Genomic DNA, 12217 nt, shown 5'->3' with positions numbered 1-12217 from the left:
TTGCCTGGTTCAGGTCCAAAAAGGTATCTGAGAGGGTCCGTCAGTGCCCGTTTTTCCCGGTCATCCACAAAAAAGGTATCTGAGCTGGTCTGTCAGTGCCCCTTTTGCCCAGTCCCACCCAAAAAAGGTACCTGAGCCGGCCTGTCAGTGCCTACTTTCCCCGTCCCACCTAAAAAAGTATCTGAGCCAAGGCCCCAATGGCCTTTCTTCACTTCCACCCCCACGAATATACGCTGAAACCCAGCTCCCACACCAATCATTTTTCCAACATCACGCCCCCTTCGTTTTTTCCTCACCTTTCCTTTTTGATTGACTATAACAAATGCTATAATGGTGTAATGGAATTAGAGAGATTGGAGGCAATCTGAGAATGTACGATTTTCACGAGTGGCGTCACGTGTTTAAGCTGGACCCCGATAAAGAAATCCAGGATGAGGATCTGGAGAGAATTTGTGAATCGGGCACCGATGCCATTATCGTTGGCGGGACTGATGGAATCACGCTTGAAGGAGTGCTTGACTTAATGGCGAGAATCCGCCGCTATACGGTCCCCTGCATTCTGGAAGTATCCGACATCGAAGCGATCACTCCGGGCTTTGATCTTTATTTTATACCAACGGTCCTAAACAGCCAGGACCCGAAATGGGTGACAGGATTGCATCAGGAGGCGGTTAAGGAATATGGCGACCTGATGGACTGGAATGAGGTCATGGTGGAGGGATATTGCATCCTGAACCCGGAATGCAAAGCTGCGAAGCTGACAAAAGCGAACACAAATTTGACCATAGATGATGCAAGGGCCTACGCGATGATGGCTGAAAAAATGTTTTCATTGCCGATTTTTTACCTTGAGTACAGCGGCTCCTATGGGGATTCCGCATTGGTCCAGGCCGTGAAAAGCACGCTTGATAAAACCGTGCTCTTTTATGGAGGCGGCATTGAAACTGCGGAGCAGGCCGCAGAGATGGGCCAGGCCGCAGATGTTATTGTAGTCGGCAATTCTGTTTATCAAAACCTCGAAGAAGCGTTGAAGACTGTAAAAGCAGTCAAGTAATCCATCCGGATGGCGGCAGACTCCCAAACAGAGGAGTTGCCGGACTGCAGTCCCATGGGATAAAATAAGAACAAATGTTTGTATGGTGGTGAGCGATTTATGCAATTTTTAACAGACCGATTATTGAACGGATTGAACCCTCAGCAGCAGCTGGCTGTGAAAACAACGGATGGCCCGCTCTTGCTGATGGCGGGTGCAGGAAGCGGCAAGACCAGGGTGCTGACCCACAGGATCGGCTATTTAATGGTCGAAAAAGGTGTCAACCCTTACAACATTCTGGCCATTACCTTTACAAATAAGGCGGCCAGGGAAATGCGCGAACGGATTCAAAGCATGATGGGCGGAGCCGCAGACGATATCTGGATTTCGACGTTCCACTCCATGTGTGTGCGTATTTTGCGGAGGAATATTGACCGCCTCGGGTACAGCCGCAATTTTACCATCCTTGATACCGGCGATCAGCAGTCCGTTATTAAAAATATTTTAAAAGAAAAGAATATCGACCCGAAGAAATACGACCCGCGGGCAATGCTTGGGGCGATATCATCAGCCAAAAACGAGCTGATCGGCCCGGAGGAATTTTCCAAAAATGCTGGCGACTACTACGGGAATGTGGTGGCCGATGTTTACACAGATTATCAGAAACGCCTGCGCAAGAACCAGGCGCTGGACTTCGACGATCTGATTATGACAACAATCCAGCTGTTCCAGCGCGTTCCGGAAGTGCTCGAATATTACCAGCGCAAGTTCCAGTATATCCATGTCGACGAGTACCAGGATACGAACCGGGCCCAGTATATGCTGGTCAAATTTTTGGCAGCCCGGTTCCAAAACCTTTGTGTTGTCGGCGATTCCGATCAGTCGATTTACCGCTGGCGCGGGGCGGATATTGCCAATATCCTTTCATTTGAAAAGGACTATCCGAGTGCCAGCGTCATTTTACTGGAGCAGAACTACCGTTCAACGAAAAAGATATTGCTTGCAGCAAACAAGGTCATTGAAAATAACCTGAACCGCAAAGCGAAAAATCTGTGGACCGAAAATGCCGAAGGAAACAAGATTGTGTACTACCGTGCGGACAGCGAGCAGGGAGAAGCACAGTTTGTTATCGGAAAAATCCAGGAGCTGGTCCGTTCGGGCAATCGGAAACTCTCGGATATTGCGATTTTATACAGAACAAATGCCCAGTCCCGTGTGATCGAGGAATCTTTCCTGAAATCGAACCTTGAATACACCATTGTCGGCGGCACCAAGTTCTATGACAGAAAGGAAATCAAGGACATCCTTGCTTATCTTCGCCTGATATCCAATCCTGATGACGACATTTCGCTGCAGCGGGTCATCAATGTTCCCAAGCGGGCCATCGGGGCAAGCTCGGTCGATAAAATCGCCAATTTCGCAGCGCTCCATGACCTTTCGATGTTTCAGGCGCTCGAAAGCCTTGAGCTGATCGGCCTGAGTCCGAAGGCAGCCAAGGGAGTGGCCGAATTCCGGGATATGATCCGCAATTATACGAATATGCAGGACTTTTTATCTGTCACGGAGCTTGTCGAGGAAGTACTTGAAAAGTCCGGCTACAGGGATATGCTGAAGGCGGAAAAGTCGCTTGAATCCCAGAGCCGCCTCGAGAACCTGGATGAATTTTTAACAGTTACCAACAGCTTTGAAGAGAGCAGTGAAGATAAAAGCCTGATCGGGTTCCTGACGGATCTGGCTCTTGTTGCTGACATTGACAAGCTGGACGAAGATGGCCAGAAAACCAGCGAAGCGGTCACTCTGATGACGCTTCACTCTGCAAAAGGGCTGGAGTTCCCTGTTGTCTTTCTGATTGGAATGGAGGAAGGTGTATTCCCGCATAGCCGCTCCTTGATGGAAGAGGCGGAAATGGAAGAAGAACGCCGCCTGGCCTATGTAGGCATCACCAGGGCCGAAGAGGAACTTTTCATCACCAACGCCCAGATGCGTACCTTGTTTGGACGCACCAACATGAATCCCGAATCCCGGTTTATAAAAGAAATACCGGAAGAATTGGTGGAAAATGCGAATGAAGCAATCCGGCAGAAGGCTGCGTCAAGACAGGCCTCTCCGTTTGGAGGAGCTTCAAGGGGAAGTTCGTATGGTTCTTCAAGAGGACAAACCACTCCATTTGGCACGCCGCGCCAGCAGCGCGCTGCGGTAACAAGGCCGGCAGCAGCTTCCACCGGCGGAGATGAGCTGGAATGGAAGGTGGGTGACAAGGCCCAGCACGGCAAATGGGGAGTCGGCACCGTCGTCAGCGTAAAAGGTTCCGGAGAAGGAACCGAGCTGGACATCGCGTTCCCAAGCCCAACCGGCATCAAAAGGCTGCTGGCCAAGTTTGCGCCGATTACGAAAGCATAGTACAACCTAGATGAAAAAACCTTCAATACACATGGAAAGGGCTGGATCTATGGATCGTCAAACAGCAGAAACAAGAGCGGCAGAGCTGCAAAACCTTTTAAATCAGTATGGCTATGAATATTATGTTCTTGATAAACCATCCGTGCCTGATGCGGAATATGACCAGCTGCTGAGGGAGCTTGCCGACCTCGAGAACCAATACCCGGAACTTAGGACGCCGGACTCTCCGACTCAGCGTGTCGGCGGGGAAATTCTTGACATGTTCAGGAAGGTGGAGCACACTTCCCCGATGCTAAGCCTCGGCAATGCCTTCGATGAACAGGATTTAAGGGATTTTGACCGCAGGGTCCGCCAGGCTGTTGGCGACGATGTTTCCTATGTGTGTGAATTGAAAATCGATGGCCTCGCGGTAACCCTTCGCTATGAAGCGGGATTGTTTGCTCTCGGGGCTACACGCGGCGATGGAACCATTGGCGAGGACATTACGTCCAATTTAAGGACAATCCGGTCCATACCGCTCCGCCTGAGCGAGCCTGTCACAATGGAAGTGCGCGGGGAAGCCTTCATGCCGAAGCGATCATTTGAGGAGCTCAACAAAGCAAAGATGGAGAGGGGCGAGGAACCGTTTGCCAACCCGCGCAATGCGGCGGCAGGTTCCCTTCGGCAGCTTGATCCGAAAATCGCGGCATCAAGAAATCTTGACATCTTCCTTTACGGCATCGCCGACCCGGGAGAAACGGGCGTCGCCTCGCATAGCGGCGGTCTTGATTACCTGGAGAAACTGGGCTTCAAAACGAATAAGGAGCGCCAAAAGGCTGCCAATATCGAAGAAGTAATTCAGTTTGTCGGAAGCTGGGGCGAAAAGCGCCCGCATCTTCCGTATGATATTGACGGGATTGTCATAAAAGTGGATTCCCTCGAGCAGCAGCGCCAGCTTGGTACGACGGTGAAGAGCCCTCGCTGGGCGATCGCCTATAAGTTTCCGGCAGAGGAAGTGGTCACAACCCTGAAGGACATCGAACTAAGTGTCGGCCGTACTGGCGTAGTGACGCCTACTGCCATCCTTGAACCTGTCCAGGTGGCCGGAACAACGGTTCAAAGGGCTTCCCTCCACAATGAGGATCTGATCAGGGAGAAAGACATCAGGCTTGGCGACAAAGTGGTCATCAAGAAGGCGGGAGATATTATCCCTGAAGTCGTCAATGTGCTGGCAGAGCAGCGCACTGGCAATGAAGTGGAGTTCGTGATGCCGACCCATTGTCCTGAGTGCGAAAGCGAGCTGGTCCGTATTGAAGGGGAAGTGGCCCTCCGCTGCATTAACCCGAAATGTCCTGCACAGATCAGGGAAGGGCTGATCCACTTTGTATCCCGTGGCGCCATGAATATCGATGGGTTGGGGGAAAGGGTTATTTCCCAGCTGTTTGCTGAAAAATTGATTGAAGATGTTGCCGATTTGTACAAATTGACTAAAGAACAGCTGCTGGGCCTTGAGCGGATGGGCGAAAAGTCGGCCAGCAATCTTTTGGCAGCCATTGAGGCCTCAAAAAGCAATTCGCTTGAAAAGCTGGTATTTGGCCTCGGAATCCGCCTTGTAGGCGCTAAAGCGGCAAAGACACTGGCGCAGGAGTTTGGCACAATGGACAGCCTGATGGAGGCTTCCATCGAGCAACTGGTTGCGATCAATGAAATCGGGGATAAAATGGCCGACTCGGTTGTGACTTTCTTTGACAGCGAAGAGGTTATGGAACTGATCGGTGAACTGAAAACGGCCGGAGTGAATATGGAATACAAAGGCCCAAGGCCGGTTGCTGCCGAAGAGTCGGATTCTTTCTTCGCAGGCAAGACCATTGTGCTGACAGGGAAGCTGGAACAGATGGGCCGAAATGAGGCCAAGGAAAAGATAGAAGCCCTCGGCGGCAATGTGGCGGGAAGCGTCAGCAAGAAAACGCATCTTGTCATTGCCGGAGCTGATGCCGGTTCGAAGCTGGATAAGGCACAAAGCCTTGGGATTGAAGTATGGGATGAAGAGAGACTGCTTGAGGAATTGAATAAATAGGCTATTATGGCAGTTGAAGGAATCAAATGCCAGGTCTGTCGAAAGAGGTGGAAACGGCATGAAAAAGTGGCTGCAAATGACCGCTGTTTCTGTTGTCCTGCTGCTGTCGGCCTGCGCGCCGAATTTTCAGCAGGAAGACCGTGTCGTCCAGGAAAAGGACGATGAAAACAATGAGAAAGCGATTATACCAAAGTATAAGATCTCGGAAAATTTTTACCGGACCATCATGCCTTTCGAGCCAAGCGAGGCCCGGGGCATGGTCGTGAACAACTTGAATACCCGGTACGATATCCATGAGTTTGAAACAGGGCTGATGCGAATCGCCCAAAACAGTTTCGATACAAATAAATATGTATTCAAGGAAGGCCAGTACCTTGACAGCCAGACAGTGGCTTCCTGGCTTTCCCGCAAGTATACAGCCGAACAGCTAAAGGACAAAGAAATGAAAGAGGAAGATAATGTAGGATTGAACCCGGTTGACCCAGGCAAAGGGGATCTTCATGACCGCAATAAAAAAAATCCAATCTACCTCGCCCACATCCTTGAGCATAATTACCTCGAGGAAGTAAACGGCAAAAAAGGCACCTACCAGCTGGGCGGTGTTGTCATCGGCCTTGCTTTGAATTCCGTCCATTATTATCGACTTGAGGATTATGGAGCCGTTTATGAAACCAAAATCGACCATGCTGAACTGGAACGGGAAGGTAAAAAAATTGCCGGGGAAGTAGTGAAGCGTCTAAGGCAGATGGAAGAGCTGAAGAGTGTTCCGATCACGATTGCCTTATTTGAGCAGGAAAGCCGGTCATCCGTGACTCCCGGGAATTTCTTTGCCTATGCAGAGGTTCCGCGGGGCAGCAGCAACCTGGGAGGCTGGCAGGAAGTCAGGGAAAATTATGTTCTTTTCCCATCCTCCGAAGCAGAGCAAAACCATCGTGATGATATGACATGGTTTTCCAACTTCAAGCAGGACGTAGAGGAATATTTCCCGAATTTTAACGGAGTAGTCGGCAAAGGCTTTTATCTAGACGGCCAGCTTCAGGACCTGAATATCAATATTCCGATCCAGTTTTACGGTAAGTCCGAAGCGATCGGCTTCACCCAGTACGTAACCGGGCTTGTGATGGAGCACTTCCCAGCCTACGTTTCCGTACAGGTAAGCGTGTCATCGGTTAACGGCCAGGAAGCACTCATCGTCCGCAAGCCAAACCAGGATGAACCATTTGTGCATGTGTATCAGTAAAAAAGAGAAAACCAGCCCCCGGGCTGGTTTTTGTTGTTTCATTGGGTTGGGGTGTTGGCAAATAGGATGTGGTGTCCGGACAATAGGATAGTGAATCTGGCCAATAGGATAGTGATTCGGGACAATAGAAGCGTGGAACCGGACAATAGGAATGCGAATTCGGACAATAGAAAATGTGCCGGCAAATAGAACGTGAAAATCGGTAAATAAGATTGGGGATTGGGATAATAGAGAAGTGAATCAGGACAATAGAAGCGTGGAATCGAACAATAGAAAATGCGCCGGCAAATAGAACGTGGAAATCGGCAAATAAGAGAGGGGATTTGGCCAATAGAATAATGAACTTGGACAATAGAAACACGAAACCTGACAATAAAAACACGAAACCGGACAATAGAAAATGTGTCGGCAAATAGAACGTGAAAAACAGCAAATAGGAGTGGGAAATCAGACAATAGAATCAAGCATCCGGACAATAGAACCAAGCATTCGGACAATAGCAACACAAAATCAGACAATAAAAGTCCCGCACACAAATAGAAAGGTCAAACCAGCAAATAGGTTTTCACAAATCCAAACAAAAAGATCTACAAATTGACGAAAATACCTCTCAAACAAGGCAGGAGAACGCTACGCACTAGAAGAAGCACTACATGTGTGACTAACTAACCAAGGGAGGTAAACTTTAATGATTATAAAACCCAGAACGGAACCGCTGGCGATTAAAAAACTGAGGGCCTTGCTTTACAGGCTGCCTGAACAGCACCCCAGACGAGCCGAGTTAGAGCAGGAATATTCCCGACGTTTAGCCGGTTTTAAAGGGGAGCAGGCTGTGGATTATTATACAAGCCTTCTTCCGGAAGAAGATTACCTCATTTTTCACGCCCTCCGTCTTCCCCATAAACAACTCTTCTTTCAAATTGATACTCTTTTACTCTCACAACGGTTTGGCCTTCTGATTGAAATAAAAAACCTCTCGGGCGATTTATTCCTTGATCAGCATTCCCAGCAGCTTATTAAAACAGTTAATGGAAAGAACGAGGCTATGTCTGACCCCATCCTGCAGGTTAAACGGCAGAAATATCAGCTTGATTGCTTGCTGGCGGGAAGATTCTCTTTTAAGCTGCCCCTCCTTCATCAGGTGGCCGTGAGCAACACGTCAGCCATCTTGAGGACTAATCCGGGACAGGAACACATTTTTAAAGAAATCGGCACAGCTGGCAACCTGCTTTTTCGAATCAAGGAAGCTGAACAAGCTCATAAAAAACAAATCCTTACCCCGGGACAGTTGGAAAAATTAAAGGATACCTTGCTTCAATTGCATGAGTCATTAAATCTGGACATCATAAGTCAGTATTCCATCTCTCCGCAGGAGATCAAGACAGGCGTTGGCTGTCCCAGCTGCCTGCAGCTCCCCATGACATGGAAGCATGGGTTTTGGATCTGTCCCCGCTGCCTGCAAAAATCGAGGACAGCTCATCTTCAAGCAATTTATGAGTATGGCCTTCTTTACAACACCTCCTTTCAAAACAGCCAGATGCGCGCTTTTCTTCAGCTTCCTTCCATTTCCACCACCTCAAAACTTTTATCCAAAGCAGAATTAATCTGTACCGGTGCAAGGAAATATCGCAGATACCACCAGGTTTATGATGATTAATCATTCCCGCTATCGTCCTGCTGGAACTCGCCAAAGGGCTCTCGTTAATTTTGCTAGTTTTCATTATCTTCGTCGGAGCCAGTTTAATATATTACTATAAAATTTTTGAACCGCCCTCCACGGCATGTTACAATAAAAGCTGAATGTAAACGCTTTATTTTAGGGAGGAGATCGAATGGTTCAGCCATATAAACATGAGCCTTTTACTGATTTTTCGGTGGAGGAGCACCGCAATGAGTATCTGGAAGGTTTGAAGACAGTTGAAGGATACCTGGGAAAGGATTATGATCTTTTGATTGGCGGAGAGCGTATTACAACAGAAGAAAAAATAGTCTCCTATAATCCTGCCAATAAGGAAGAAGTGATCGGGCGTGTTTCCAAGGCCAGCAAGGATCTGGCGGAAAAGGCAATGCAGGCAGCGGTGGAAGCTTTTAAAACATGGAAGAAGACTAAGCCTGAGATCCGGGCAGATGTCCTTTTCAAGGCAGCAGCCATTCTGCGCCGGCGCAAGCACGAGTTTTCGGCCCTGCTGACAAAAGAGGCAGGAAAGCCTTGGCGTGAAGCGGATGCGGATACGGCGGAAGCAATCGACTTCCTAGAATACTATGCACGGCAAATGCTGAAAATTAAAGACGGTGTGCCTGTCCAAAGCCGTCCTAATGAATATAACCGCTACGACTATATTCCGCTTGGAGTAGGCGTCATTATTTCTCCATGGAACTTCCCGCTGGCGATCATGGCTGGCACCACCGTTGCGGCGATTGTCGCCGGCAACTCAGTCCTATTGAAACCGGCCTCGACCACCCCGGTGGTAGCCGCGAAATTCGTGGAAGTGCTGGAAGAGGCAGGCCTGCCAAAAGGTGTTTTGAACTTTGTTCCGGGAAGCGGGGCGGAAGTCGGAGACTATCTTGTCGACCATAAAGATACACGCTTCATTTCGTTCACTGGCTCCCGTGATGTCGGCCTCCGGATTAATCAGCGTGCATCCACGCTAAGTGAAGGGCAAATCTGGCTCAAGAGGGTCATTGCCGAGATGGGCGGGAAAGATACCATCGTCGTTGACAGCGAAGCGGACCTTGAGCTTGCAGCCCAGTCCATCGTTGCTTCGGCCTTCGGCTTTTCCGGCCAGAAATGCTCGGCCTGTTCCCGCGCGGTGATTGTTGAGGATGTATACGACCAGGTCCTCAACCGCGCTATTGAACTCACCGAGCAGCTTACAATCGGCAACCCTGAGGACCAGACCAATTTTATGGGGCCGGTCATAGACCAGAACGCCTACAATAAAATTATGGATTACATCAAAATCGGCAAGCAGGAAGGCCGGCTGGCGGCTGGCGGTGAAGGAGATGATTCCAAGGGCTACTTCATCCAGCCAACCATCTTCGCTGACCTTGACCCAAGTGCGCGCCTGATGCAGGAAGAAATTTTTGGACCGGTAGTCGGCTTTACAAAGGCGAGGGACTTCAGCCATGCCATCGAAATTGCCAATAATACCGAGTACGGCTTGACTGGTGCCGTCATTACCCGCAACCGTGAGAAAATCCAGCAGGCCCGCGAAGATTTCCATGTGGGCAACCTTTATTTCAACCGCGGCTGCACTGGTGCCATCGTCGGCTATCAGCCATTCGGGGGCTTCAATATGTCGGGAACCGACTCGAAAGCGGGCGGTCCTGACTACCTGCTGCTCCACATGCAGGCAAAAACAACTTCAGAAATGTTTTAGACTTAAAGGGGCATGCTCAAGCTACTGAGCATGCCTCTTTTTTTACGTGCCGCAACAACTTGTCGAAAAAATATTCAAAAAATTTAACTAAAACAGTTGCATTTCATTTTCTCTGTTATATAATACAAATATCAAATGATTTATCTGTGTTATAACAACATGAACATGCAGGGTAAAGCACTCTTGCCCAGTGCATGGCTCCAATGAATCATTCAAAATCCATAAACTGATAGTTTGATAGGAGGAATTGGAAAATGACAGATGCACGTGTAAAACAATTGCAGGAAAGCTGGGAAATGGATGCTCGCTGGAAGGGCGTGGAGAGGCCTTATACCGCGCAGGAGGTCATTAAACTGAGAGGGTCGGTGGATATTGAGCATACATTGGCCCGCCGCGGCGCCGAGAAGCTTTGGAAGCTGGTCAATGAAGAGGATTTTGTCAATGCACTTGGAGCCTTGACTGGCAACCAGGCTGTGCAGCAGGTGAAGGCAGGATTGAAAGCCATTTACCTGAGCGGCTGGCAGGTGGCGGCAGACGCCAACCTTTCCGGAAATATGTACCCGGACCAAAGCCTGTATCCGGCAAACAGTGTTCCGGCTGTCGTTAAACGCATCAACCAGGCTCTACAGCGTGCCGACCAGATCACGTTCTCGGAAGGTGACAGCTCCATCGACTGGTTTGCTCCGATTGTGGCCGATGCCGAAGCAGGCTTTGGCGGGCAGCTCAATGTTTTCGAGCTGATGAAAGGCATGATTGAAGCTGGAGCGGCCGGTGTCCATTTTGAGGACCAGCTTTCTTCCGAAAAGAAATGCGGCCATCTTGGCGGAAAAGTATTGCTGCCAACGCAGACTGCCGTGCGCAACCTCATTGCGGCCCGCCTTGCTGCCGATGTCATGGGAACACCAACCCTGGTGATTGCGCGTACGGATGCCAATGCCGCGGACTTGATCACCAGTGACGTTGACCCATATGATGCGCCGTTCATTACCGGGCAGCGCACACCGGAAGGATTCTTCCGCACGAAGGCAGGCCTGGACCAGGCGATTGCCCGCGGCTTGGCTTACGCTCCATATGCCGACATGATCTGGTGCGAGACTTCCGAACCAAATCTTGAGGAAGCAAAACGCTTTGCGGAAGCCATCCATGAGAAGTTCCCTGGCAAGCTGCTTGCCTACAACTGCTCGCCTTCCTTCAACTGGAAGAAGAAGCTTGATGACGAAACGATTGCGAAGTTCCAGGTGGAGCTAGGCAAGATGGGATACAAGTTCCAGTTTGTTACCCTCGCCGGTTTCCATGCCCTGAACCACAGCATGTTTGAGCTGGCCCGCGGCTACAAAGACCGCGGAATGGCTGCCTATTCCGAGCTGCAGCAGGCCGAGTTTGGCAGCGAGCAGTACGGATACACCGCCACAAGGCATCAGCGCGAAGTTGGAACAGGATACTTTGATGAAGTCTCCCTGGTCATCAGCGGCGGAACCTCTTCCACTACGGCCCTGAAAGGTTCTACAGAAGCGGAGCAGTTCACTGGCGCCAAGTAAGGCCGTTTCGGCTGAGCCTTTATATGTTTTGCAGCTCGCAGCAGGATTCGTTGCTCTCCATGCGTTTTAGCTTTGTTTGCCATGAATGATTTTTCACCTTTATTAAGCCTTCTTCCAATCTGAACTATACCCCGAATAATGGACGCTTTGAAAAAGCCCGTTATTCGGGTTTTTTGTGTCTATAATGACCTAGCCCGTTTATAATCAAATCAGGGATATAGACGGAGGAACGAAATGAGTAAAATAATATTCAATGAACATCAAATGAAACTGTTGGAGAACAATGAGAATGTTGACCATGTTTCTGAAAGGTCAATTGCTTATACACCAGCGTTCAAAATTAAGGCCGTTAAAGAAAACCTTGAAGGGAAAGCTCCCTCTCAAATATTTATAGAAAACGGTTTTGAAATCGAAATAATCGGGGCGGAAAAACCTAGATCCTGCCTGAAGAGGTGGAGGAAAACTTTTAAACAATTTGGGGAAGAAGGGTTCCTTACAGAACGAAGAGGAAAAGGAAGTACTGGGAGGCCTACCTCAGAGGAGGTCTCAGTTGAAGACAATCTAAGGAAA

At 49.3% G+C, this 12217-nt stretch carries 7 protein-coding genes and 1 pseudogene; all 8 read left to right on the top strand.

Going from position 1 to position 12217, the window contains the following annotated elements:
* Nucleotides 1-370 precede the first annotated feature (370 nt).
* Nucleotides 371-1054 (top strand): heptaprenylglyceryl phosphate synthase, encoded by a 684-nt coding sequence (gene pcrB, locus WQ57_RS21455; RefSeq protein WP_046525789.1) that lies wholly within the window; start codon nt 371-373, stop codon nt 1052-1054.
* 99 nt (nt 1055-1153) lie between these two features.
* Complete coding sequence (gene pcrA, locus WQ57_RS21450) at nt 1154-3433, top strand: DNA helicase PcrA (RefSeq protein ID WP_046525788.1); 2280 nt, start codon at nt 1154-1156, stop codon at nt 3431-3433.
* Nucleotides 3434-3482: 49 nt separating this feature from the next.
* Nucleotides 3483-5489, top strand: a complete 2007-nt coding sequence (gene ligA, locus WQ57_RS21445) for an NAD-dependent DNA ligase LigA (protein WP_046525787.1) — start codon at nt 3483-3485, stop codon at nt 5487-5489.
* Between the two features lie 58 nt (nt 5490-5547).
* Nucleotides 5548-6729: a CamS family sex pheromone protein gene (locus WQ57_RS21440; RefSeq protein ID WP_046525786.1), complete on the top strand. Its 1182-nt coding sequence runs from the start codon at nt 5548-5550 to the stop codon at nt 6727-6729.
* A 688-nt stretch (nt 6730-7417) separates the two neighbouring features.
* The gene (locus WQ57_RS21435; RefSeq protein WP_046525785.1) at nt 7418-8386 is read left to right on the top strand and encodes a nuclease-related domain-containing protein; all 969 of its coding nucleotides are present in this window, start codon (nt 7418-7420) and stop codon (nt 8384-8386) included.
* A 175-nt stretch (nt 8387-8561) separates the two neighbouring features.
* The gene (gene pruA / locus WQ57_RS21430) at nt 8562-10109 is read left to right on the top strand and encodes an L-glutamate gamma-semialdehyde dehydrogenase (RefSeq protein WP_046525784.1); all 1548 of its coding nucleotides are present in this window, start codon (nt 8562-8564) and stop codon (nt 10107-10109) included.
* Between the two features lie 254 nt (nt 10110-10363).
* The gene (gene aceA / locus WQ57_RS21425) at nt 10364-11647 is read left to right on the top strand and encodes an isocitrate lyase (RefSeq protein WP_046525783.1); all 1284 of its coding nucleotides are present in this window, start codon (nt 10364-10366) and stop codon (nt 11645-11647) included.
* A gap of 234 nt (nt 11648-11881) precedes the next feature.
* Nucleotides 11882-12217 (top strand): annotated as a pseudogene (locus WQ57_RS21420) (IS3-like element ISBsp3 family transposase); the annotation flags it as partial.

It is taken from the genome of Mesobacillus campisalis (genome assembly GCF_000986785.1).
Classification (GTDB): domain Bacteria; phylum Bacillota; class Bacilli; order Bacillales; family Cytobacillaceae; genus Mesobacillus_B; species Mesobacillus_B campisalis.
The sequence above is the reverse complement of the archived record's forward strand: the minus strand, read 5'-3'. Positions and strand labels throughout refer to the sequence as shown.

What these genes read in the sequence shown, in the direction of transcription:
- WQ57_RS21435 (WP_046525785.1), top strand. Translation starts at nt 7,418, where the DNA reads ATGATTATAAAACCCAGAACGGAACCGCTGGCGATTAAAAAACTGAGG.
- pruA (WP_046525784.1), top strand. Translation starts at nt 8,562, where the DNA reads ATGGTTCAGCCATATAAACATGAGCCTTTTACTGATTTTTCGGTGGAG.
- ligA (WP_046525787.1), top strand. Translation starts at nt 3,483, where the DNA reads ATGGATCGTCAAACAGCAGAAACAAGAGCGGCAGAGCTGCAAAACCTT.
- pcrA (WP_046525788.1), top strand. Translation starts at nt 1,154, where the DNA reads ATGCAATTTTTAACAGACCGATTATTGAACGGATTGAACCCTCAGCAG.
- WQ57_RS21440 (WP_046525786.1), top strand. Translation starts at nt 5,548, where the DNA reads ATGAAAAAGTGGCTGCAAATGACCGCTGTTTCTGTTGTCCTGCTGCTG.
- aceA (WP_046525783.1), top strand. Translation starts at nt 10,364, where the DNA reads ATGACAGATGCACGTGTAAAACAATTGCAGGAAAGCTGGGAAATGGAT.
- pcrB (WP_046525789.1), top strand. Translation starts at nt 371, where the DNA reads ATGTACGATTTTCACGAGTGGCGTCACGTGTTTAAGCTGGACCCCGAT.